This is a genomic window from Stenotrophomonas sp. ATCM1_4, from assembly GCF_004348115.1.
Taxonomy (GTDB): domain Bacteria; phylum Pseudomonadota; class Gammaproteobacteria; order Xanthomonadales; family Xanthomonadaceae; genus Stenotrophomonas; species Stenotrophomonas capsici.
The window spans coordinates 299937-320176 of the sequence record NZ_QPFB01000001.1 but is presented as its reverse complement, the minus strand read 5'-3'; the positions used below and the strand labels follow the sequence as shown (position 1 = coordinate 320176).

Annotated in this window: 31 protein-coding genes; 1 reads left to right on the top strand and 30 read right to left on the bottom strand. The window is 63.9% G+C overall.

Annotated elements, in window-relative coordinates:
- The first annotated feature begins 3 nt into the window (after positions 1–3).
- Complete coding sequence (locus ATCM_RS01555; protein ID WP_132862518.1) at positions 4–477, top strand: DUF2127 domain-containing protein; 474 nt, start codon at positions 4–6, stop codon at positions 475–477.
- 80 nt (positions 478–557) lie between these two features.
- Here ATCM_RS01555 and ATCM_RS01550 read toward each other — a convergent pair whose 3' ends face one another.
- The 30 genes from ATCM_RS01550 to ATCM_RS01405 all read right to left on the bottom strand — a co-directional run bounded on the left by ATCM_RS01550 (position 558) and on the right by ATCM_RS01405 (position 19976).
- Positions 558–1931, bottom strand: coding sequence for a 3-deoxy-7-phosphoheptulonate synthase class II (locus tag ATCM_RS01550; RefSeq protein ID WP_132862517.1), 1374 nt, complete (start codon positions 1929–1931; stop codon positions 558–560).
- Between the two features lie 32 nt (positions 1932–1963).
- A complete protein-coding gene (locus ATCM_RS01545) occupies positions 1964–2479 on the bottom strand; it encodes a disulfide bond formation protein B (RefSeq protein WP_132862516.1) in 516 nt (171 codons plus the stop codon).
- Between the two features lie 145 nt (positions 2480–2624).
- The gene (gene rplQ / locus ATCM_RS01540) at positions 2625–3011 is read right to left on the bottom strand and encodes a 50S ribosomal protein L17 (RefSeq protein ID WP_132862515.1); all 387 of its coding nucleotides are present in this window, start codon (positions 3009–3011) and stop codon (positions 2625–2627) included.
- A 196-nt stretch (positions 3012–3207) separates the two neighbouring features.
- Entirely contained in the window at positions 3208–4206 is a 999-nt protein-coding gene (rpoA, locus tag ATCM_RS01535; protein WP_132862514.1) for a DNA-directed RNA polymerase subunit alpha, read from the bottom strand.
- Positions 4207–4260: 54 nt separating this feature from the next.
- On the bottom strand, positions 4261–4890 hold the full coding sequence (gene rpsD, locus ATCM_RS01530) for a 30S ribosomal protein S4 (RefSeq protein ID WP_057633112.1): 630 nt from the start codon (positions 4888–4890) through the stop codon (positions 4261–4263).
- 14 nt (positions 4891–4904) lie between these two features.
- Complete coding sequence (gene rpsK, locus ATCM_RS01525) at positions 4905–5297, bottom strand: 30S ribosomal protein S11 (RefSeq protein ID WP_054657227.1); 393 nt, start codon at positions 5295–5297, stop codon at positions 4905–4907.
- Between the two features lie 13 nt (positions 5298–5310).
- Positions 5311–5667 carry a 30S ribosomal protein S13 gene (gene rpsM / locus ATCM_RS01520; RefSeq protein WP_054663350.1) on the bottom strand — a complete coding sequence of 119 codons (357 nt, stop codon included), beginning with the start codon at positions 5665–5667 and terminating at the stop codon, positions 5311–5313.
- A gap of 349 nt (positions 5668–6016) precedes the next feature.
- Positions 6017–7372, bottom strand: a complete 1356-nt coding sequence (secY, locus tag ATCM_RS01515; RefSeq protein ID WP_132862513.1) for a preprotein translocase subunit SecY — start codon at positions 7370–7372, stop codon at positions 6017–6019.
- A 7-nt stretch (positions 7373–7379) separates the two neighbouring features.
- Entirely contained in the window at positions 7380–7823 is a 444-nt protein-coding gene (rplO, locus tag ATCM_RS01510) for a 50S ribosomal protein L15 (protein WP_132862512.1), read from the bottom strand.
- 6 nt (positions 7824–7829) lie between these two features.
- A complete protein-coding gene (gene rpmD, locus ATCM_RS01505) occupies positions 7830–8021 on the bottom strand; it encodes a 50S ribosomal protein L30 (protein ID WP_005408214.1) in 192 nt (63 codons plus the stop codon).
- The gene (gene rpsE, locus ATCM_RS01500; protein WP_132862511.1) at positions 8014–8556 is read right to left on the bottom strand and encodes a 30S ribosomal protein S5; all 543 of its coding nucleotides are present in this window, start codon (positions 8554–8556) and stop codon (positions 8014–8016) included. Before rpsE ends, rpmD begins: the two co-directional genes overlap by 8 nt.
- Positions 8557–8714: 158 nt before the next feature.
- A complete protein-coding gene (gene rplR / locus ATCM_RS01495) occupies positions 8715–9068 on the bottom strand; it encodes a 50S ribosomal protein L18 (protein ID WP_132862510.1) in 354 nt (117 codons plus the stop codon).
- A 33-nt stretch (positions 9069–9101) separates the two neighbouring features.
- A complete protein-coding gene (gene rplF / locus ATCM_RS01490) occupies positions 9102–9629 on the bottom strand; it encodes a 50S ribosomal protein L6 (RefSeq protein WP_132862509.1) in 528 nt (175 codons plus the stop codon).
- Positions 9630–9644: 15 nt separating this feature from the next.
- Positions 9645–10043: a 30S ribosomal protein S8 gene (gene rpsH / locus ATCM_RS01485; protein ID WP_132862508.1), complete on the bottom strand. Its 399-nt coding sequence runs from the start codon at positions 10041–10043 to the stop codon at positions 9645–9647.
- A gap of 217 nt (positions 10044–10260) precedes the next feature.
- Complete coding sequence (rpsN, locus tag ATCM_RS01480; RefSeq protein ID WP_132862507.1) at positions 10261–10566, bottom strand: 30S ribosomal protein S14; 306 nt, start codon at positions 10564–10566, stop codon at positions 10261–10263.
- An 18-nt stretch (positions 10567–10584) separates the two neighbouring features.
- Positions 10585–11127 carry a 50S ribosomal protein L5 gene (gene rplE / locus ATCM_RS01475; protein WP_132862506.1) on the bottom strand — a complete coding sequence of 181 codons (543 nt, stop codon included), beginning with the start codon at positions 11125–11127 and terminating at the stop codon, positions 10585–10587.
- Positions 11128–11138: 11 nt separating this feature from the next.
- Complete coding sequence (gene rplX, locus ATCM_RS01470) at positions 11139–11456, bottom strand: 50S ribosomal protein L24 (RefSeq protein ID WP_132862505.1); 318 nt, start codon at positions 11454–11456, stop codon at positions 11139–11141.
- 16 nt (positions 11457–11472) lie between these two features.
- Positions 11473–11841: a 50S ribosomal protein L14 gene (gene rplN, locus ATCM_RS01465; protein WP_019186153.1), complete on the bottom strand. Its 369-nt coding sequence runs from the start codon at positions 11839–11841 to the stop codon at positions 11473–11475.
- 13 nt (positions 11842–11854) lie between these two features.
- Positions 11855–12124, bottom strand: coding sequence for a 30S ribosomal protein S17 (rpsQ, locus tag ATCM_RS01460; RefSeq protein ID WP_132862504.1), 270 nt, complete (start codon positions 12122–12124; stop codon positions 11855–11857).
- A gap of 11 nt (positions 12125–12135) precedes the next feature.
- Positions 12136–12321 (bottom strand): 50S ribosomal protein L29, encoded by a 186-nt coding sequence (rpmC, locus tag ATCM_RS01455; RefSeq protein ID WP_054657204.1) that lies wholly within the window; start codon positions 12319–12321, stop codon positions 12136–12138.
- Complete coding sequence (gene rplP, locus ATCM_RS01450; protein ID WP_057629593.1) at positions 12321–12734, bottom strand: 50S ribosomal protein L16; 414 nt, start codon at positions 12732–12734, stop codon at positions 12321–12323. The genes rpmC and rplP overlap by 1 nt, the downstream gene beginning before the upstream one ends.
- Positions 12735–12739: 5 nt before the next feature.
- The gene (gene rpsC / locus ATCM_RS01445; RefSeq protein ID WP_132862503.1) at positions 12740–13474 is read right to left on the bottom strand and encodes a 30S ribosomal protein S3; all 735 of its coding nucleotides are present in this window, start codon (positions 13472–13474) and stop codon (positions 12740–12742) included.
- Positions 13475–13492: 18 nt separating this feature from the next.
- A complete protein-coding gene (rplV, locus tag ATCM_RS01440; RefSeq protein ID WP_132866034.1) occupies positions 13493–13828 on the bottom strand; it encodes a 50S ribosomal protein L22 in 336 nt (111 codons plus the stop codon).
- 12 nt (positions 13829–13840) lie between these two features.
- Entirely contained in the window at positions 13841–14110 is a 270-nt protein-coding gene (gene rpsS / locus ATCM_RS01435; RefSeq protein WP_132862502.1) for a 30S ribosomal protein S19, read from the bottom strand.
- 6 nt (positions 14111–14116) lie between these two features.
- Positions 14117–14944 (bottom strand): 50S ribosomal protein L2, encoded by an 828-nt coding sequence (gene rplB, locus ATCM_RS01430; protein ID WP_132862501.1) that lies wholly within the window; start codon positions 14942–14944, stop codon positions 14117–14119.
- A gap of 10 nt (positions 14945–14954) precedes the next feature.
- Positions 14955–15254 (bottom strand): 50S ribosomal protein L23, encoded by a 300-nt coding sequence (gene rplW / locus ATCM_RS01425; protein WP_132862500.1) that lies wholly within the window; start codon positions 15252–15254, stop codon positions 14955–14957.
- The gene (gene rplD / locus ATCM_RS01420; RefSeq protein WP_054668595.1) at positions 15251–15856 is read right to left on the bottom strand and encodes a 50S ribosomal protein L4; all 606 of its coding nucleotides are present in this window, start codon (positions 15854–15856) and stop codon (positions 15251–15253) included. The genes rplW and rplD overlap by 4 nt, the downstream gene beginning before the upstream one ends.
- 12 nt (positions 15857–15868) lie before the next feature.
- On the bottom strand, positions 15869–16519 hold the full coding sequence (gene rplC / locus ATCM_RS01415) for a 50S ribosomal protein L3 (protein WP_132862499.1): 651 nt from the start codon (positions 16517–16519) through the stop codon (positions 15869–15871).
- An 11-nt stretch (positions 16520–16530) separates the two neighbouring features.
- Positions 16531–16842 (bottom strand): 30S ribosomal protein S10, encoded by a 312-nt coding sequence (gene rpsJ, locus ATCM_RS01410; RefSeq protein WP_010341589.1) that lies wholly within the window; start codon positions 16840–16842, stop codon positions 16531–16533.
- Positions 16843–17225: 383 nt separating this feature from the next.
- Positions 17226–19976, bottom strand: coding sequence for a M14 metallopeptidase family protein (locus ATCM_RS01405; RefSeq protein ID WP_132862498.1), 2751 nt, complete (start codon positions 19974–19976; stop codon positions 17226–17228).
- Positions 19977–20240: the final 264 nt, after the last annotated feature.

Below are 20240 nucleotides of genomic sequence, written 5' to 3'. Positions count from 1 at the left end.
CACTTGGCCGGCAACACGCCCTACAACCCGGATCCGCATGCGCATCCGGGTCTGGCAGCCATCGCGCTGCTGGAAGCGGGAAAGGCCGTCCTGGCCTTTCTCGCCGCCGCTGGCCTGGAAATCTCCGGGCCGGCGCCGCTGCGCACCATCATCAATGCGCTGATCCTGCGCATCGGCGGCGATCCCGAACAGGGCTCGTTCTCCTCGCTGCTGAACCTGATCACCCCCGACACCGTGCACCTGGGCGCCGCCGCCCTGGTCGGCTATGGCCTGCTACGCGTGCTCGAGGCCTGGGGCCTGTGGCGCGCCAAGGCCTGGGCTTCCTGGCTGGGCTGCATCTCCGCCGCCCTGTACCTGCCACTGGACGTGTACGCCATCATCAAGCACCCCGGCTGGGCCTCCTGGCTGCTGCTGGCGGTCAACGTCCTCGTGGTCTGGGTCCTGGCCCGCGATATCGGCAAGCGCCGCAAGCACTGAGCCACGTTTGGTCGTGCCGAGTCATGCTCAGCATGGGCCTTCCCCGCAAAGCGTCAGCGGAGCATGGCCCGTTCCAGGCCTTAGCGAACGCCCTGCTTGCGCACGATCGCCATCGCGATCTCCAGCGACTGCTCGTAGTTCAAGCGCGGATCAACACTGGAACGATAGGCACGCTCCAGGTCACGCTCGGTCAGCTCCCGCGCGCCGCCGGTGCATTCGGTGACGTCCTCCCCGGTCAGCTCCAGATGCACGCCGCCCAGGCGCGTACCGGCCGCGGCATGCAGGTCGAACGACAGCTCGACCTCGTTGCGGATGTTGTCGAAGCGACGCGTCTTGAAGCCATTGCTGGTGCTCTCGGTATTGCCATGCATCGCATCGCACACCCACAGCACCCGCCGGCCGTCGCGCTTCACCGCGTCCAGCAAGCGCGGCAGCTTCTCGGCGATCTGCGCCGCCCCCATGCGGTGGATGAAGCTCAGTCGGCCCGGCTCATCGTCCGGGTTGAGCACGTCGATCAGACGCAGCAGCTGGTCCGGCTGCACCGACGGCCCCACCTTGATCGCGATCGGGTTGCGAACGCCGCGCAGGTACTCCACGTGTGCACCGTCCAGCGCGGCGGTACGCATGCCGATCCACGGGTAATGCGTGCTGAGGTTGAACCAGCCGGTCTGGCGCGGCACCTGCCGGGTCAACGCCTGCTCGTAGGGCAACAACAGCGCCTCGTGCGAGGTGTAGAAATCCACCCGGTTGAGGTTGTGCACCTGCGCGCCGGAGAGCGTCTCCATGAAGCGCACCGCATCGCCGATCGAGGCCACCATCTCCTGGTACTCTCCGGCCAGCGGCGAGCAGCGCATCCACGCCAGGTTCCAGTACTCGGGGTGGTGCAGGTCGGCGAAGCCCCCATCGATCAACGCCCGCACGAAATTCATCGTCAGCGCCGAGCGCGAGTGCGCGGTGATCATCCGCTGCGGGTCCGGCACGCGCGCGGCCTCGGTGAACTCCGGTGCATTGATCACGTCACCGCGATAGCTCGGCAGGGTCACGCCATCGCGTGTCTCGGTATCGGCAGAACGCGGCTTGGCGTACTGGCCGGCGAAGCGTCCGACCCGGATCACCGGCTTGCGCAGGCCGTGCACCAGCACCAGGCTCATCTGCAGCAGCACCTTGAGCCGGTTGGAGATGGTGCCCGACCCGCAGTCGGCGAAGTTCTCGGCGCAATCGCCCCCCTGCAACAGGAAGCGCTTGCCCTCCTGCGCCTCGGCCAATTGCTGCTTGAGCGCGAAAATCTCCCAGGAGGTCACCAGCGGCGGCAGTTGCCGCAACTCGGCCAGCGCCGATTCCAGCGCCGCCGCATCAGGATAGGTCGGCATCTGCAACGCCGGCCGGCCACGCCAGCTGTCGGGCGCCCAGGTCGAATCGATGGCGGCCACGGGCTGGGAGGGGGACAAACTCATGGGGGATTACCGTTTCAGTACGTGGGAAATAGTCAGAACAGGCGCGTCTTGCGCGCGCGGAAGCCTGCATACAGGGCACCCAGGCCCAGCAGCACGAACCACACCAGGCTCCACATCGGCATGCTCAGGCCCAGGAACGTCCAGTCGATGTTGCCGCAGTCACCGGTGCCGGTCAGCACGGTGCGGAACACCTCGAACGGGCCCATCGTTTCGGCCAGGAAGCTCAGCGGCGGACCACAGCTGCTGCCCAGGTCCTTCGGCAGCAACTGCACGTAGACGTGGCGCCCGGCAATGCCCATGCCGACGGCTGCGGCGAGGAACACCAGCACGCCATAGAACGCGCGCCCGCCACGACTGGCCGGCCCGTGCAGGGCGCCGAGCAGGAACAGCACACCCACCGCCGCAAACGCGATCCGCTGATAGATGCAGAGCGGACACGGCTCCAGGCCCATCTTGATCTGCATGAAGATCGCGAACGCCAACAGCCCAGCGCAGACCAGGAAACCGGTCAGGCACTGGGCCCGAAAACTCCACCGCAAAGGATTCATCACATCAACCCGTTTCAACCATCCGGCAAGAGTACCAGCCCGGCCGCAGTGCAACAGCAACTGCGGCCATGACGACTTCCCATAAGCAGAAAGCCCGGCCAAGGCCGGGCTTCTGTTTCATCCCTTGCAGGATGGAAGGTCGCGATTACTCGGCGACTTCTTCGGCAACGGCGGCCGGACGGTCGACCAGCTCGACATAGGCCATCGGAGCGTTGTCGCCGGCGCGGAAGCCGCACTTCAGCAGGCGCAGGTAGCCGCCCGGACGGGTGGCGTAGCGCGGGCCCAGGATGGTGAACAGGTTGCCGACGGCTTCCTTGTCACGCAGGCGGGCAAAGGCCAGGCGGCGGTTGGCGACGGAGTCGACCTTGGCCAGGGTGATCAGCGGCTCGGCAACGCGGCGCAGTTCCTTGGCCTTCGGCAGGGTGGTCTTGATCAGCTCGTGCTTGAACAGCGAGGCGGCCATGTTCTTGAACATCGCTTCGCGGTGGGCGCTGGTGCGGCTGAACTTACGGCCAGACTTCTGGTGACGCATGGGACAGATTCCTTAGATTGAATGATGAGACGTTGGACTTCGTTGTCGCCGTCGTGGCGTTGCTGCATGGACTGCGGATGGTCCTGGCCGCCCTATCCCTGGACGACCGGCGCAGCGGCCTTGTCAGCCGTCTACGCGGGTACTGCCTACAACATTCCCCCGCATGGTCACCCATGCGGGGGAACAGATGCTGCTATCAACCAAGCATGCCGTGAGCGGCGACACCGGCCGGCGGCCAGTTCTCCAGCTTCATGCCAAGCGACAGGCCACGCTGGGCCAGCACTTCCTTGATTTCGGTCAGCGACTTCTTGCCCAGGTTCGGGGTCTTGAGCAGTTCCACTTCGGTCTTCTGGATCAGATCACCGATGTAGTAGATGCTCTCGGCCTTCAGGCAGTTGGCCGAACGCACGGTCAGCTCCAAGTCGTCGATCGGGCGCAGCAGCACCGGATCCACGCCGTTGTTGGCCGGCTTGGCCGCACCGCGATCGCGGTGGGTGAAGTCACCGAACACCGACAGCTGATCGCTGAGGATGTCGGCCGCGGTGCGGACGGCTTCCTCGGCATCGATCGTGCCGTTGGTTTCGATATCGATGACCAGCTTGTCCAGGTCGGTACGCTGCTCGACGCGGGCCGCTTCCACCGAATAGGCGACGCGACGGACCGGCGAGAACGAAGCGTCCAGCACCAGACGACCGATCGCACGCGACTCTTCGTCCGGACGGCGGCGCGAGGCAGCCGGCTGGTAGCCGAAGCCACGCTCGATCTTCAGACGCATGTTGATCGCCGCGTCCTTGGTCAGGTGGCAGATCACGTGGTCGCCGTTGATCACTTCGACGTTATGGTCAACCTTGATGTCGGCAGCGGTCACGATGCCCGGGCCCTGCTTGGACAGGGAGAGCGTGGCGCTGTCGCCGGAATGCATGCGAATGGCCACGTCCTTCAGGTTCAGCAGGACTTCGAGCACGTCCTCCTGCAGGCCTTCCAGCGTGGTGTACTCGTGAAGCACGCCGTCGATCTCGACTTCGGTAATGGCGAAGCCCGGGATGGACGACAGCAGCACGCGACGCAGGGCGTTGCCCAGCGTATGCCCGTAACCACGCTCCAACGGTTCGATCACGACCTTGGCGCGGGTCTCGGTAAGGCGTTCGATCTGCGGACCGCGAGGACGCAGAACCTGGTTTGCGGTAACCGTCATGTTGCGGGTTCTCCTGCGAACCTCCGGTGCAACCCGGAGGTTCTCCATTGTGAATTACTTCGAATACAACTCGACGATCAGCGCTTCGTTGATATCCGCAGGCAGGTCGGCGCGATCCGGAACGGCCTTGAACACGCCGCTGAACTTCTTCGAATCGACTTCGACCCACGACGGGCTGAGGTCGTGCTGTTCAGCGACAACCAGGGCTTCCTGGACGCGCAGCTGCTTGGCAGCCTTCTCGGACAGGGCGATCGCGTCGCCAGCCTTGACCTGGTACGAAGCCAGGTTCACCGACTTGCCGTTGACCGTGACGCCGCGGTGCGAGACCAGCTGACGGGCAGCCGGACGGGTCACAGCGAAGCCCATGCGGTAGACGACGTTGTCCAGACGGGTTTCCAGCAACTGCAGCAGGTTCTCGCCGGTGTTGCCCTTCTTGGTCGAGGCCTTCTTGTAGTAGTTGCGGAACTGACGCTCCAGCAGACCGTAGATACGCTTGACCTTCTGCTTTTCACGCAGCTGGGTGGCGTAGTCGGACAGCTTGCCCTTGCGGGCGGTCGCGCCGTGCTGGCCGGGCTTCTGCTCCAGCTTGCACTTGGAGTCCAACGCGCGGGCCGGGCTCTTCAGGGAGAGGTCGGCGCCTTCGCGGCGGGCGAGCTTACAGGTAGGACCGATATAACGAGCCATTTCTTATCGCTCCTTTAGACGCGACGCTTCTTCGGCGGACGGCACCCGTTGTGCGGGATAGGCGTCACGTCGATGATGTTGGTGATCTTGTAGCCGACGTTGTTCAACGAACGCACGGCCGACTCACGGCCCGGACCCGGACCCTTGATGCGGACTTCCAGCGACTTCAGGCCGTAGTCCAGCGCAGCCTTGCCAGCCTTTTCGGCGGCAACCTGGGCAGCGAACGGAGTCGACTTACGCGAGCCACGGAAACCGGCGCCACCGGAGGTCGCCCAGGACAGTGCATTGCCCTGGCGGTCGGTGATGGTCACGATGGTGTTGTTGAACGAAGCGTGGACGTGGGCAACGCCGTCGGTGACGACGCGCTTGATCTTCTTCTTGGTCTTAGCAGCAGCGGGCTTAGCCATTTTCTAGGGTCCCTTACTTCTTCAGAGCCTTGCGCGGACCCTTGCGGGTGCGAGCATTGGTCTTGGTGCGCTGGCCGCGCAGCGGCAGGCCGCGACGGTGACGCAGACCGCGGTAGCAGCCCAGGTCCATCAGACGCTTGATTGCGATGCCGACTTCACGACGCAGGTCGCCTTCGACGATGTACTTGCCCACTTCAAGGCGCAGACGGTCGATTTCCGGCTCCGACAGGTCGCGGATCTTGGTGGTCGAAGTAACGCCTGCGGCTTCGCAGACCTTCTTCGAGCGGGTACGGCCGATGCCGTAAATGCTTTGCAACCCGACCCAGACATGCTTCTGGGCTGGCAGGTTGACGCCTGCAATACGCGCCATGACGCGGTTCTCCAGCTGAGTGATGGCCGAATACGCACCGACAGGCGCGCCAATCCGGCAGGATGGATCAAAAAAGTGAACTAGCGATACTAACAAGGTCTTGGTTTGCTTGGAAGCCCGTGGAACACAAGGTTCCATGGACCCGGCATGGGGAGTGTGCCCATGCTCCGGCGCCGGATGTGCCTGGCAGGAAGGTTGCCCTTCAAGCCGCCCGCGCTACTCCCGCGCGGAACAACCACATCGCACCCCCACCCAAGACCGCTGCGGGGACCGCCCTTCTGTCTGGAAGGCCTGCCCCGGGTACCGGGGCGGCCTTGACCGCTATGAAGCGGAAAGTATACCGGGTGAATCAGCCGCGTGCAAAACCGCCGCGGTTGCCGCCCTTCAGGTTGGCCTTCTTGAGCAGGCTCTCGTACTGGTGCGACATCAGGTGGGCCTGGATCTGGGCAATGAAGTCCATCACCACGACCACCACGATCAGCAGCGAGGTGCCGCCGAAGTAGAACGAGGCATTGAGCTGCGTGCGCATGATTTCCGGCAGCAGGCAGACAATGACCAGGTACAGCGAGCCGGCGGCCGTCAGGCGGGTCAGCACGGCGTCGATGTACTCGGCGGTGGCCTTGCCCGGACGGATACCCGGGATCAGAGCACCCGACTTCTTGAGGTTGTCGGCGGTTTCCTGCGAGTTGAACACCAGCGCGGTGTAGAAGAACGCGAAACCGGTGATCAGCGCGGCGAACACGATCATGTGCAGCGGCTCGCCCGGACCCAGCGCGTTGGCGACCTTCTGCAGCCAGGTCGCGGAGCTGGCCTGGCCGGACCACATCGCCAGGGTGGCCGGGAAGGCCAGGATGCTGGAGGCGAAGATGGCCGGGATCACGCCCGCCATGTTCAGCTTCAGCGGCAGGAACGAGGTCTGGTTCATGTACGCATTACGGCCACCCTGACGGCGGGCGTAATTGACGGTGATGCGGCGCTGGCCGCGCTCGACGAACACCACGAAATAAGTGAAGGCCAGCACCACCAGGGCGATGATCAGCAGCGAGATGAAGCTCATGCTGCCGTCGCGGAACGCTTCCACGGTGTGGATCACGGCGGCCGGCAGGCCTGCCACGATGCCGGCGAAGATGATCAGCGACACACCGTTGCCGATGCCACGCTCGGTGACCTGCTCGCCCACCCACATCAGGAACATGGTGCCTGCGGTCAGCGCCACGATGGCGGTGAACACGAAGGCCAGGCCCGGGGCGTACACCACCGGGGCACCGCCCGGCGACAGCTGGTTCTGCAGCGCCAGCGCGATACTGCCGCCCTGCACCACCGCCAGCAGCACCGCGCCGATGCGCGAATACTGGGTGATCTTGCGACGACCGGACTCACCTTCCTTCTGCATCGCCTTGAGCGCGGGGAAGATGTGGACGGCCAGCTGCATCACGATCGATGCCGAGATGTACGGCATGACGTTCAGCGCGAAAATGCTGAAACGGTGCAGGGCGCCGCCCGAGAACATGTTGAACATGTCCACGATACCGCCGCCCTGCGCCTGCATCAGCGCAAGCATGGCATCGGGATTGACGCCCGGCACCGGCACGTAGCAGCCGATGCGATAGACGAGCAATGCCCCGAGTACGAACAGAAGACGCTGGCGAAGTTCCGTGAACTTGCCCATCCCGCCCGCGAGGTTACCGATGCCAGCTTGCGCCATGTTCCAGTTACTCCTGTACGCTGCCGCCGGCAGCTTCGATCGCAGCCTTGGCGCCGGCGGTAGCCGCAACACCCTTCAGGGTGAACGCCTTGGTCAGCTCGCCCTTCAGAACGACCTTGGCCTTCTTGGCAGTGGACGGGACCAGCTTGGCGGCACGCAGTGCCGCGAAGTCGATCTCACCCGCTTCCAGACGGTCCAGGTGGTAGGACAGCACTTCAGCGGTGTCCTTGGCCATCTTGGAACGGAAGCCGATCTTCGGCAGACGGCGCTGCATCGGGGTCTGGCCGCCTTCGAAGCCAGCCTTGATCTTGCCGCCCCCCTTGCGGGCGAACGAACCCTTGTGGCCGCGGCCGGCAGTCTTGCCCAGGCCCGAGCCGATACCGCGACCGACGCGGGTACGCTCGGTGCGGGCGCCCGGTGCCGGGCTCAGTTCATTGAGACGCAGAGTCATGGTCGATTACTCCTCAACCTGGACGAGGTACTGAACCTTGTTGATCAGGCCGCGAACCTGCGGGCTGTCCTTCAGTTCACGCACATCGTTGAGCTTGTTCAGGCCCAGGGCACGCACCGACAGGCGGTGACGCGACTGGGTTCCACGCAGGCCGCGCACCAGGCGCACCTTCACGGTCTTGTTGGACTCATTAGCCATGGTTGAGTTCCTCCACCTTCTTGCCGCGCTTGGCCGCGATGCGAGCCGGCGACTGCGCAGCAGCCAGGCCCTTCACGGTGGCACGCACCAGGTTGATCGGGTTACGCGAACCGGTGGCCTTGGCCAGCACGTTCTTCACGCCAACGGCTTCCAGCACGGCGCGCATGGCGCCGCCGGCGATCACGCCGGTACCTTCGGAGGCCGGCTGCATGAACACGCGGGCTGCGCCGTGACCATCCTTGATGGTGTGCCACAGGGTGCCGTTGTTCAGGTCAACGTTGACCAGGTTCTTGCGCGCCTGCTCCATCGACTTCTGGATGGCGACCGGCACTTCGCGGGCCTTGCCATAACCAAAACCGACCTTGCCTTCGCCGTCGCCGACCACGGTCAGGGCGGTGAAGGTGAACTGGCGACCGCCCTTGACGGTCTTGCTGACGCGGTTGACCGCGACCAGCTTCTCGATCATGCCGTCGTCGACTTTCTCTTCGCGGTTACGGTCGCGATCGCGACCCCGCTGCTGACGTTCTTCTGCCATGTTGATTCCTTGATTGGTTGGGTATGTACGGCTCGGGGCCGCTTATGGTTGTGGTTTACAGCGGTGTTTCACCGGCAACTGCAGAAGAGTTGCCGGCGCCCGGCACGACCTGTACCGGCAGGCAGGCGGAAAGGGGCACACGGCCCCTTCCCTATTCCTTAGAACTGCAGGCCGCCTTCGCGGGCAGCTTCGGCCAGAGCCTTGATGCGGCCGTGGTAGCGGTAGCCCGAGCGGTCGAAAGCGACCTTCTCGATACCGGCAGCCTTGGCGCGCTCGGCGATGATCTTGCCGACCTTGGCAGCAGCGTCGCAGTTCTTGCCGTTCTTCAGGCCTTCCTTGACGTCGGCCTGGGCGGTGTTGGCCGAAGCCAGCACCTTGGAGCCGTCGGCAGTGAAGATCTGCGCGTACAGGTGCTGGCCGGTACGCAGCACCGACAGGCGAGCAACGCCCAGGGTACGGATGTGCGAGCGGGTCGACTTGGCGCGACGCAGACGGGCGATGTTCTTGTTCATGTTCTTTATCCTCGAAAGCTGAAAACCTAGGAATTAGGCCTTCTTGGCTTCCTTGCGAATGATGACTTCACCGGCGTACTTCACACCCTTGCCCTTGTAGGGCTCCGGCGGACGGTAACCGCGGATCTTGGCAGCGACTTCACCGACGACCTGCTTGTCAGCGCCCTGCACGACGATTTCCGTCTGCGTCGGGGTCGACAGGGTGATGCCTTCCGGCGCCACGAACACGACAGGATGCGAGAAACCCAGCGACAGGTTCAGGTCCTTGCCCTGCATGGCAGCGCGGTAACCCACGCCGACCAGCTCGAGCTTGCGCTCGAAACCTTCGGACACGCCCTGGACCATGTTGGCCAGGATGGCGCGCACGGTGCCGGTCAGGGCATCAAAGGAGATGTCCTTCGGGTTCAGGGTGATAACGCCGTTGTCGATGGAGATTTCAACGCCGGCGGCCTTGTTCAGCGACAGGGTGCCCTTCGGGCCCTTCACGCTGACGGATTCCGGCTGGATGTTCAGTTCAACGCCCTTGGGCAGGTTGATCGGCTTCTTGGCTACGCGGGACATAGTGGACTCCTTCCCTTAAGCCACAAAGCACAGGACTTCGCCGCCGACGCCCTGCTGGCGCGCCTGCGCATCAGTCATGATGCCCTTGGAGGTGGAAATGATGGCGATGCCCAGGCCGTTGAGGACCTTCGGCAGCTCGGACTTGCCACGGTACTGGCGCAGACCCGAACGCGAGAAGCGCTTCAGGGTAGCGATGACCGGCTTGCCCTCGAAGTACTTCAGGACGATTTCGAGCTCGGCCTTGTTGTTTTCCAGCTTGTTGACGCGCAGGTCGGCGATGTAACCCTCGTCCTTCAGGACCTGGGCAATTGCCACCTTGATCTTGGACGACGGGGCTTTCACCGTCTGCTTGCCAACCGCGGCCGCATTCTTGATGCGGACCAGCAGGTCGGCGATGGGATCAGTCATGCTCATGTAGATACCTTTGAGTGCACCGATATCCGCTTTCGCGAAAATCTCGTGTTTTCCTGGGATGGGCCAGGGCCCTTACCGCACCGGCCAGCCCATTTCGGGCAGGCAAGAAGCGGGATTATACGACAAAAAGTCCGACTTGCGTCGGACTCTTTGAATTACCGTCAGGTTGCCCTTCCGGTGACCTGGCCGGGCCTTGCGGCCCGGACCGGGTTGTTGCTTACCAGCTGGCCTTGCGCAGGCCCGGCACGTCGCCGCGCATGGTGGCTTCGCGCAGCTTGTTGCGGCCCAGGCCGAACTTGCTGTACACGCCACGCGGACGGCCCGACAACTCGCAACGGTTGCGCTGGCGGCTCGGCGACGAATCGCGCGGCAGCTTGGACAGCTTGGTTGCGGCTTCGATCTTCTCTTCGTAGGTCGCGTCAACGGAGGACACGATCTTCTTCAGAGCTGCACGCTTGTCGGCGTACTTCTTGGCCAGCTTTTCCCGCTTGATGTCGCGGTTGACCATGGAGGTCTTTGCCATTTCGGTATCCTCGACGAATCAGTTACGGAACGGGAACTTGAACGCTGCCAGCAGCGCCTTGGCTTCCGCGTCGGTCTTGGCGGTGGTCGTGATGGCGATATCCATACCGCGGATCGCGTCGACGGCGTCGAAGTCGATTTCCGGGAAGATGATCTGTTCCTTCACGCCCATGTTGTAGTTGCCACGACCGTCGAACGAACGACCCGACACGCCGCGGAAGTCACGCACGCGCGGCAGCGAGATGTTGATCAGGCGGTCCAGGAACTCGAACATGGTGTCACGACGCAGCGTGACCTTGCAGCCGATCGGCCAACCATCACGGATCTTGAACGAAGCCACCGAGACACGCGACTTGGTGACCACCGGCTTCTGGCCGGTGATCTTGGTCATATCGGCAACGGCGTTCTCAAGAACCTTCTTGTTGGTCGCAGCTTCGCCCACACCCATGTTCAGGGTGATCTTGACCAGGCGCGGCACTTCCATCGGATTGGTGTAGCCGAACTGCTTGGTCAGCGCCGGCACCACTTCTTCCTTGTAAAACTTTTCGAGACGGGAATTCATCAATTCATTCCTCAGGCGTCGAGCGCCTCACCGCTGGAGCGGAACACACGCAGTTTGCGTCCATCCTCCAGCACCTTGAAGCCAACGCGCTCGCCCTTGCCCGTTGCCGGGTTCAGGACATTGACGTTGGAGATATGGATCGAAGCTTCACGCTCGACCACGCCGCCGGCAACGCCTGCCTGCGGGTTCGGCTTGGTGTGGCGCTTGACGATGTTCACGTTGGCGACGACCACGCGGTCGCCGTCGACGCGGACGACTTCGCCCTGCTTGCCCTTGTCCTTGCCGGTGTTGACGACGACCTGGTCGCCCTTCTTGATACGGTTAGCCATGATTATCTCCTGGCGCTCACAGAACTTCGGGAGCGAGCGAGACGATCTTCATGAACTTCTCCGAACGAAGTTCACGGGTCACCGGCCCAAAGATGCGGGTGCCGATCGGCTCTTGCTTGTTGTTGAGCAGGACCGCGGCGTTGCCGTCGAAGCGGATCAGCGAGCCGTCGGCGCGACGCACACCCTTGCGGGTACGCACCACGACGGCGTCATACACTTCACCCTTCTTGACCTTGCCGCGCGGAATTGCGTCCTTCACGGTGACCTTGATGATGTCGCCGATGTGGGCATAACGGCGCTTGGAACCACCCAGCACCTTGATGCACATCAGTTCCTTGGCACCGGAGTTGTCCGCGGCGTCGAGGTAGCTCTGCATCTGGATCATGATTCAGATCTCCTTATTCAGCCGCACGCGTGATGACTTCCACCACGCGCCAGTTCTTGGTCTTGGACATCGGAGCAATCTCGGTCACGCGCACGATATCGCCTTCGTTGCAGGCGTTCTCGGCGTCGTGTGCGTGCAGCTTGGTCGAACGCTTGATGTACTTGCCGTACAGGGCGTGCTTGACCTGGCGCTCCACCAACACGGTGACCGTCTTGTCCATCTTGTTGCTGACGACACGGCCTTCGACCGTGCGCAGCGTCTTGCTTGCGTTATTTTCGCTCATCGCAGCCATCCTTACTTCGTGCTGCCGATCAGGTGCTTGACGCGAGCAATCTCGCGGCGCACCCGGCGGGTTTCATGGGTCTTCGGCAGCTGGCCGGTGACCTGCTGCATGCGGAGCGAGAACTGCTCCTTACGCAGGTCGGTCAGGTGGGCCTTGAGTTCGTCAGCCGACTTCTCGCGGAGTTGTTTGATGTCCATCAGCGCACCGTCCGGGTCACGAAAGTGGTGGTCACCGAGAGCTTGGCAGCGGCCAGGCGGAACGCCTCGCGTGCCACTTCCTCGGTAACGCCCTCGACTTCATAAATCATGCGGCCGGGCTGGATCTGAGCGACCCAGTATTCCACGCCACCCTTACCGGCACCCATTCGGACTTCGATGGGCTTCTTGGTGATGGGCTTGTCGGGGAACACGCGGATCCACATCTTGCCGCCGCGCTTGACGTAGCGGCTGATCGAGCGGCGAGCCGCTTCGATCTGACGCGCGGTCAGCTGACCGTGAGCGGTTGCCTTCAGGCCATACTCGCCAAAGCTGACGGCATTCGCGCTCCAGCTCAGGCCGTCGTTACGGCCCTTGAACATCTTGCGGTATTTGGTTCGCTTGGGTTGCAACATTGCCGTTACCTCGCTTCACGAGCCGGGCGCGACGGACGGTCGCCACGGTCGCCGCGATCGTTACGATCGTTGCGCGGGCTGTCGTCCTGCTTTTCCTGGCCAACCTGGGAGAAATCAAAGACTTCGCCCTTGTAGATCCAGACCTTGATGCCGATGATGCCGTAAGTGGTGCTGGCTTCAGCGAAACCGTAGTCGATGTCAGCGCGCAGGGTGTGCAGCGGCACGCGGCCTTCGCGGTACCACTCCGAACGGGCGATTTCGGCGCCGTTCAAGCGGCCAGCCACGTTGACCTTGATGCCCAGGGCACCCAGGCGCATCGCGTTGCCGACCGAACGCTTCATCGCGCGGCGGAACATGATGCGACGCTCCAGCTGCTGCGCGATCGACTCGGCAACCAGCTGTGCATCCAACTCAGGCTTGCGAACTTCGGTGACGTTGATGTGCGCCGGGACGCCCATCATCTCGCTCACTTCCTTACGCAGCTTTTCGATGTCCTCACCGCGCTTGCCGATCACCACGCCCGGGCGGGCGGTGTGGATCGTCACGCGTGCGGTCTTGGCCGGACGCTCGATCAGGATCTTCGAGATGCCGGCCTGAGCCAGCTTCTTGCGCAGCATTTCGCGCACTTTCAGGTCGGCTGCCAGGTAACCAGCGAACTCGGCCTTGTTGGCGTACCACTTGGAGTTCCAGTCCTTGGAAATACCGAGGCGGATACCAACCGGATGAACTTTATGACCCATGGTCTTTATCCTTTCCGCTTACTTGCCGGCGCCCACAACCACAGTGATGTGGCTGGTGCGCTTGAGGATGCGGGTACCGCGGCCTTTCGCCCGCGCCATGAAACGCTTCAGGGTGGGACCTTCATCAACCATGATGGTCTTGACCTTCAGCTCGTCGACGTCAGCGCCCTGATTGTTCTCGGCATTTGCGATAGCCGACTCCACCACCTTCTTGATCAGGTGGGCAGCCTTCTTGTCCGAAAACTTCAGCAGGTTGACCGCACGCTCGGCCGGAAGGCCACGGACCTGGTCAGCGACCAGACGTGCCTTCTGCGGGGAGATGCGCGCGGTGCGCAGGATTGCTTTCGCTTCCATTGTCATCTCTCCTTACTTGCCCGACTTCTTGTCAGCGCCGTGACCCTTGAAGGTCCGGGTGACAGCGAATTCGCCGAGCTTGTGACCGACCATGTTCTCGTTGACGAGAACCGGGACGTGGTTCTTGCCGTTGTGCACGGCAATCGTGAATCCAACCATTTCCGGCAGGATCATGGAGCGGCGCGACCAGGTCTTGATCGGCTTCTTGCTGCCCGCAGCGGCCTCCACCTTCTTGACGAGGTGGTGATCGACGAACGGGCCCTTCTTGAGTGAACGTGCCATGGTCGATTAGCCCCTACGATCGCGGACGATGAACTGCTGAGTGCGCTTGTTATGGCGCGTCTTGTAACCCTTGGTCGGGACACCCCACGGGGTGACCGGATGCGGGTTACCCTGGCCGGCCTTGGCCTCACCACCACCGTGCGGGTGGTCAACCGGGTTCATGGCCGCACCGCGGACGGTCGGCTTGACGCCGCGCCAACGCTTGGCACCGGCCTTACCCAGCTTCTCGAGGTTGTGCTCGTCGTTGCCGACTTCACCAATGGTGGCGCGGCATTCGACCGGCACCTTGCGCATTTCACCCGAGCGCAGGCGCAGGGTGGCGTAGATACCTTCACGAGCAACCAGCTGCACGCCTGCACCAGCGGCACGGGCGATCTGGGCGCCCTTGCCCGGCTTCAGCTCGATCCCGTGGACGGTGGTACCGACCGGGATGTTGCGCAGCGGCAGGGTGTTGCCGGTCTTGATCGGGGCGTGAGCACCCGAGATGACCTGGTCACCCGCCTTGAGGCCCTTCGGGGCGATGATGTAGCGACGCTCGCCGTCGACGTAGCACAGCAGGGCGATGTGGGCAGTGCGGTTCGGATCGTATTCGATACGTTCCACGCGTGCCGGAATGCCTTCCTTGTTGCGCTTGAAGTCGATCAGACGGTAGTGCTGCTTGTGACCACCGCCCACGTGACGGGTGGTGATGCGACCGTGGTGGTTACGACCACCGGACTTGCTCTGCGGCTCCAGCAACGCTGCGTGCGGTGCGCCCTTGTGCAGATCGGGCGTGACCACGCGCACGGCCGAACGACGGCCTGCGGAGGTGGGCTTGAATTTCATCAATGGCATGGGATGTACCTCAGGCCTTGGCCGTTACATCGATGGACTGGCCATCGGCCAGACGCACGTACGCCTTGCGCCAATCGCCGCGACGGCCAGCGCGGTTACGGAAGGACTTGTTCTTGCCCTTGACGTTGACCACGTTGACGGCCTCGACCTTGACGTCGAACAGCTGCTCAACCGCGGCCTTTACATCGGCCTTGGTGGCTTCGTTCGAGATCTCGAAGACGTACTGGTTGGAGAGTTCCTGCAGGCGCGCGGTCTTTTCGGAGACTCGCGGAGCGCGCAGCACGCTGAAGATTTTTTCGTTGCTGCTCATGCCAGCCACTCCTCGACCTTCTTGACCGCGTCAGCGGTGATGACGACCGTGTCGGCACCGACCAGAGCGACCGGATCCAGGCCCTGGACGTCACGCACCTGCACGTAGGGCAGATTGCGGGCCGACAGGTACAGATGCTCGGAAGCCTCTTCGGTGACGATCAGCGGACGCTTGCCCACTTCCAGGCCTGCCAGCTTGCCGATCAGACCCTTGGTGCTGGTCGCTTCCACGTCGAAGGACTCGACGATGGTCAGGCGGCCTTGGCGGTTCAGCTCGGACAGGATGGCGCACATGGCGGCGCGATACTGCTTGCGGTTGACCTTCTGCTCGAAGCTGCGCGGCTTGGCCGCGAAGGTGACACCACCGCCGACGAAGATCGGAGCGGTCAGGGCACCGTGACGTGCGCCACCACCCTTCTGCTTCTTCGACTTCTTGGTGGTACCAGCCACTTCAGAGCGCGTCTTCTGTGCCTTGGTGCCGGCGCGAGCGGCGTTGCGGTAAGCAACGACGACCTGGTGAACCAGATCTTCGCTGAAATCGCGGCCGAACACGGCTTCGGAGACCGAGACCTTGTTGTTGCTACCCGTGATAACGAGTTCCATCGTCATCTCTCCTTATGCCTTGCTCGCCGGACGCACGATCACGTCACCACCGGCTGCGCCAGGCACGGCGCCGCGGATGGCAATCAGACCACGCTCGACGTCGACCTTGACCACTTCCAGGTTCTGCGTGCTCTGCTGCACGGCACCCATGTGGCCGGACATCTTCTTGCCCGGGAAAACGCGACCCGGGGTCTGGCGCTGACCCAGCGAACCCGGCGCGCGATGCGACAGCGAGTTACCGTGGGTTGCATCGCCCATACGGAAGTTGTGGCGCTTGATGGTGCCCTGGAAGCCCTTACCCTTGGTGACGCCCTGGACGTCAACCGTCTGGCCGACTTCAAAGATGTCTGCCTTGATTTCGCCGCCGACGGTGAAATCACCGACCTGGGCGTCTTCAACGCGGAATTCCCACAGGCCGCGGCCCGCTTCCACCTTCGCCTTGGCGAAGTGGCCGGCTTCCGGCTTGTTGACCAGCGCAGCGCGACGGGCGCCGACGGTCACCTGCACGGCGCTGTAGCCGTCGGTTTCGACGGTCTTGATCTGCGCGATGCGGTTCGGGGTGGCTTCAATCAGGGTCACCGGGATGGAGCGACCATCTTCGGTGAAAACGCGGCTCATGCCGGCCTTGCGGCCCACGAAGCCCAACGAATACTTCTTCGTCATGGTCGTAGTCCTCAGGTCAGCTTGATCTGCACGTCGACGCCGGCAGCCAGTTCGAGCTTCATCAGCGCGTCCACGGTCTTGTCGTTGGGGTCGACGATGTCGAGCACGCGCTTGTGCGTGCGGGTCTCGTACTGGTCACGCGCGTCCTTGTCGACGTGCGGGGAGACGAGAATGGTGTAACGCTCGATCTTGGTCGGCAGGGGGATCGGGCCACGCACTTGCGCGCCGGTCCGCTTTGCCGTTTCAACGATCTCGCTGGCCGAACGGTCGATCAAGCGATGATCGAACGCCTTCAACCGAATCCGGATCTTTTGGTCCGCCATGACGGTGTTCCTATAGGTCTAAAGAGCGACGGGACTGGCCTCTGTGTGTACCAGCCCCCATGAAAACGACGGTCGGCGCCAAAGCACCTCCCGCCAACGAGAATCCCTTCAAAACAGCAAGGCGGCCCGGTTACCCGGCCCGCCCCAGACATCTTCAAACGCACAGAAAACACCCCGTATTACCGGAGTGCCCCATGCGACCTGTCCTTGTCTGGCGAATACGAGGTACGTCCTGTGCCTCATTTCGCTGGTTGCGAGGGCCATGAAAACCATGACCTTCGCGAGTGGTCGTGCATTCTGTCAGTATTTTCCGGCACTTGCAAGTCAAGCCCCGGCGACGTCACCAACGCTTCAGGTTCGGGCCAGCCAGGCGAGCCCCGCCCCTATTCGTGCGCAGAGGTCCCGGTGGCGCCCGCCTGCAGCAAGCTATTAAACAGCAGCTTGAACGAGGCATGGGTCTGGGCCCGGAAGGTGATGTCGGTCCCGAAGAACGTCAACCGCCCTGCCCCCATCCCGGCTTCGGCCGCCAGCACGCCGCCCTGCAGGTGCTCTTGGCCCCAGGCCCAACCACTACGCAGCGGCCTGGGCCCGTCGAAGCGCAGCAGCGGCCGGATATCGGCGCGGCCGGCGGGCAGATCCAGCACCGGCGCATTATCCCAGCGACCGTCGGAGAAATACACATCCAGCCGTGCCGGCAGCCCCCAATTCAGCGGCTGCGCCTTGTCCACCGCCACCTCCAGCACACTACCCGGGATGTAGTACTCCCGCTGGCTCAATGGCCTGAGTTGGCCGGCAGCATCGGGCTTGCGCAGATGGCTGGCCACCGGCAACCCCAGCTGCAGCGCCAGGCCACTGGAAGAGCCGGTCGCGACCACGTGGCCGCCCTGCCCCATGAACTGGCGCAGCGCCGCCACCGCAGGCTCACCCTGCAGTTCGCCCAGCATGGAGCGGTACTCCGCCGGGATGGTCGCCGGATCCGGCGAAGCCGGCGTACGCCCGGCCTTGCCCTCGATGGCCAGCTCGGCCGGCAGCGGCAACGCGCCACTGGGCAGCAGCAGGACGTCGAAGCGCTGGCGCAGGTCCCCGGCCAGGATCTGCTGCGGGTAGACCACTTCGTAGTCGAAGCCGAAGTTCTCCAGCACCAGCCGCGTCCAGCCGGACACCATCGAACCGCCGTAGCGGTCCCAAAGCGCGATCCGCGGCGCGCGCAGCGGCGCTTCAGCCACCACGTCGGCAGGCGCGACGGCGGCGGCCACACCCGTCCCCTGCAGGGCCACCGCCAGTGCGTCAGCCTCGAGCCCGGCAACCAGGAAGGCGCCATCGCGCGACGGCACCCGGCTGACCCGGGCCCCGGCCTTCAGCAGGCGATTGACCGCAATGAACGCATTGTTGACCCGCGCATCCAGCAACCAACCACGGGACGACGCCGGCACCGGCGCATCGGCCGGCGCCTGCAACTGGCCGACGGGCAGCGCCGCGAACGGGCCATCGAAGGCCTCCAGTACCCGGTCGAAGGCCACGCCCATCTGGAAGGCCAGGGTCCAGCCCGCCGAATCGTACGGAGCGATCGGCGGCCCGCCTTCATACTCGAAGTCGTGCGGGTGGTCCTGTGGCTCGAACATGTCACGCACATGGGCACGGAACGCCTGGTCGGCACGCACCACGAACGAACCGGCCGGATACGACTTGCCGGCCACCACGAATGCACGCGATGCGCGCTGCACCTCCACGCCGGCCAGCTGCAGCGCGTTGACGAAGGCCACCGCAGTGGGCAGGTCGGCCTGGTCGGCCGGAATGATGTAGCCACGGGCATCACGCTGGTCCGGGCGCTGCAGCCACTGCGCCACCTGCCGCGGCCCCAGCCCGTCCTGCGGCGCGTCCGTTGCAGCGGCCTTGGCCTGCCCAGCCGCTTCGGCCAACCGCGTCGGGCTGGCAGTCCAGGTGTCGGTGCTGCCGCGCGCGATGGCATTGCGCCCCATCCAGTAGATGTTCCACAGCAGCTGCTCGCGGTGACGCGAGGCGTAGTCCAGCAACGCCCAGTTCGCGGTCAGGCTGTAATCGATGGATTGGCGGAAATGCCAGGTCTGCGCCGTCACCGGCGCCGGCAGGTTGCTGTCCGGCAATTGCCGCTCCGGCAGATAGGGGATCTGCATCGGCGTCGGATTGCCGACAATCTCGGTCAGCACGCCCAGCATGTTGTGGAAGTACGGCATGGTGCGCAGCCCGCCGTTCCACCAGGTCGAGTACACGCTGCCGCCCTTGGACACCGCACCGGGCTTGTTCTCCTGCAGGTAGCGCAGGTTCATCGCCGAACCCAGCGCCTCCAGCCCCACCGGGATCATCGGGTCGATGTTGTAGTTGTACGGGTCGCGATACGGCGGTATCACGATCACCGTTCCCTTCGGCGCGGCCTGGTGGTGGTTGTAGACGATCTGCGGGTACCACCGCGTGTACATGGCCAGGTTCATGTTGCGCGTTTCCTGCAGCGCCGCCATGTAGAAGTCGCGGTTGTTATCGTGCCCGGCGTATTTCTGGTAGAGCCGCTGCGGCTTGTCCAGCACCCGCTTGGCCGGCACCGGCTCGCGCATGTACCAGTCCGAATACAGCTCCTGGCCGTCGGGGTTGGCATGTACCAACAGCACGATGGTGTCATCGAGGATGCGGCGGGTCTCGGCATCATCACGACTGGCCAGCTGCCACACCGTCTCGATCAGCTGGTGCGGCCCGACCGTCTCGTTGGCATGCAGACCGCCGTCGATCCAGACCACTGCCTTGCCCTGCTCGGCCAGCGCACGCGCGGCCTGCGCGTCGTCACGCGCCCGCGCCAGCCGCTCGGAAATGCCGCGGTACTCCTCCAACCGTGCAAGATTGGCCGGCGAAGAGGCGATCAGCATCAACTGCGGGCGCCCTTCGGAACTCTTGCCCAGCTCCACCAGGCGGAACCGGTCCGAGCTGGCCGCCACCTTGCGGAAGTACGCCTCGGTCTGCGTGTAGTTGGCCAGCATGTAGTCGTCGCCGATGTCGAAACCGAAGTGTGACTTCGGCGATGGCACGGCCGCCTGCAGCGTACCTACGCCCGCCAGCGCCAGCCCGGCCACCAGCAGTGAACGCCGCAGCGTCTCGAAAAAGCCCATCCCAATTCCTCCCTAGCAATCATCGGACAGTACCACCGGCGTGTCCGGATGATCCGCTGCCCTGTCAGAGAGCAAGAGGAACAAAGGCGCAGCTTCCGCCATTCGCACGCCCAAGGCGGAGCAACCGGCGCGATGCTCACCCACTCCTCCAGGGTCCCGCAGCACCCCTCGACATGCTGATGCCGGGCTCGCCCCCCCCCCCCCCTCCCCCGCCCCCCCCCCCCCCCCCCCCCCCCCCCCCCCCCCCCCCCCCCCCCCCCCCCC

Excerpts from the sequence above, each read along its gene's own strand:
- ATCM_RS01550 (WP_132862517.1), bottom strand. The coding sequence starts at position 1,931 with ATGAGTTTGTCCCCCTCCCAGCCCGTGGCCGCCATCGATTCGACCTGG.
- ATCM_RS01545 (WP_132862516.1), bottom strand. The coding sequence starts at position 2,479 with ATGAATCCTTTGCGGTGGAGTTTTCGGGCCCAGTGCCTGACCGGTTTC.
- rplQ (WP_132862515.1), bottom strand. The coding sequence starts at position 3,011 with ATGCGTCACCAGAAGTCTGGCCGTAAGTTCAGCCGCACCAGCGCCCAC.
- rpoA (WP_132862514.1), bottom strand. The coding sequence starts at position 4,206 with ATGACGGTTACCGCAAACCAGGTTCTGCGTCCTCGCGGTCCGCAGATC.
- rpsD (WP_057633112.1), bottom strand. The coding sequence starts at position 4,890 with ATGGCTCGTTATATCGGTCCTACCTGTAAGCTCGCCCGCCGCGAAGGC.
- rpsK (WP_054657227.1), bottom strand. The coding sequence starts at position 5,297 with ATGGCTAAGCCCGCTGCTGCTAAGACCAAGAAGAAGATCAAGCGCGTC.
- rpsM (WP_054663350.1), bottom strand. The coding sequence starts at position 5,667 with ATGGCGCGTATTGCAGGCGTCAACCTGCCAGCCCAGAAGCATGTCTGG.
- secY (WP_132862513.1), bottom strand. The coding sequence starts at position 7,372 with ATGGCGCAAGCTGGCATCGGTAACCTCGCGGGCGGGATGGGCAAGTTC.
- rplO (WP_132862512.1), bottom strand. The coding sequence starts at position 7,823 with ATGACTCTGCGTCTCAATGAACTGAGCCCGGCACCGGGCGCCCGCACC.
- rpmD (WP_005408214.1), bottom strand. The coding sequence starts at position 8,021 with ATGGCTAATGAGTCCAACAAGACCGTGAAGGTGCGCCTGGTGCGCGGC.
- rpsE (WP_132862511.1), bottom strand. The coding sequence starts at position 8,556 with ATGGCAGAAGAACGTCAGCAGCGGGGTCGCGATCGCGACCGTAACCGC.
- rplR (WP_132862510.1), bottom strand. The coding sequence starts at position 9,068 with ATGAACAAGAACATCGCCCGTCTGCGTCGCGCCAAGTCGACCCGCTCG.
- rplF (WP_132862509.1), bottom strand. The coding sequence starts at position 9,629 with ATGTCCCGCGTAGCCAAGAAGCCGATCAACCTGCCCAAGGGCGTTGAA.
- rpsH (WP_132862508.1), bottom strand. The coding sequence starts at position 10,043 with ATGAGCATGACTGATCCCATCGCCGACCTGCTGGTCCGCATCAAGAAT.
- rpsN (WP_132862507.1), bottom strand. The coding sequence starts at position 10,566 with ATGGCAAAGACCTCCATGGTCAACCGCGACATCAAGCGGGAAAAGCTG.
- rplE (WP_132862506.1), bottom strand. The coding sequence starts at position 11,127 with ATGAATTCCCGTCTCGAAAAGTTTTACAAGGAAGAAGTGGTGCCGGCG.
- rplX (WP_132862505.1), bottom strand. The coding sequence starts at position 11,456 with ATGGCTAACCGTATCAAGAAGGGCGACCAGGTCGTCGTCAACACCGGC.
- rplN (WP_019186153.1), bottom strand. The coding sequence starts at position 11,841 with ATGATCCAGATGCAGAGCTACCTCGACGCCGCGGACAACTCCGGTGCC.
- rpsQ (WP_132862504.1), bottom strand. The coding sequence starts at position 12,124 with ATGAGCGAAAATAACGCAAGCAAGACGCTGCGCACGGTCGAAGGCCGT.
- rpmC (WP_054657204.1), bottom strand. The coding sequence starts at position 12,321 with ATGGACATCAAACAACTCCGCGAGAAGTCGGCTGACGAACTCAAGGCC.
- rplP (WP_057629593.1), bottom strand. The coding sequence starts at position 12,734 with ATGTTGCAACCCAAGCGAACCAAATACCGCAAGATGTTCAAGGGCCGT.
- rpsC (WP_132862503.1), bottom strand. The coding sequence starts at position 13,474 with ATGGGTCATAAAGTTCATCCGGTTGGTATCCGCCTCGGTATTTCCAAG.
- rplV (WP_132866034.1), bottom strand. The coding sequence starts at position 13,828 with ATGGAAGCGAAAGCAATCCTGCGCACCGCGCGCATCTCCCCGCAGAAG.
- rpsS (WP_132862502.1), bottom strand. The coding sequence starts at position 14,110 with ATGGCACGTTCACTCAAGAAGGGCCCGTTCGTCGATCACCACCTCGTC.
- rplB (WP_132862501.1), bottom strand. The coding sequence starts at position 14,944 with ATGCCATTGATGAAATTCAAGCCCACCTCCGCAGGCCGTCGTTCGGCC.
- rplW (WP_132862500.1), bottom strand. The coding sequence starts at position 15,254 with ATGAGCAGCAACGAAAAAATCTTCAGCGTGCTGCGCGCTCCGCGAGTC.
- rplD (WP_054668595.1), bottom strand. The coding sequence starts at position 15,856 with ATGGAACTCGTTATCACGGGTAGCAACAACAAGGTCTCGGTCTCCGAA.
- rplC (WP_132862499.1), bottom strand. The coding sequence starts at position 16,519 with ATGACGAAGAAGTATTCGTTGGGCTTCGTGGGCCGCAAGGCCGGCATG.
- rpsJ (WP_010341589.1), bottom strand. The coding sequence starts at position 16,842 with ATGGCGGACCAAAAGATCCGGATTCGGTTGAAGGCGTTCGATCATCGC.
- ATCM_RS01405 (WP_132862498.1), bottom strand. The coding sequence starts at position 19,976 with ATGGGCTTTTTCGAGACGCTGCGGCGTTCACTGCTGGTGGCCGGGCTG.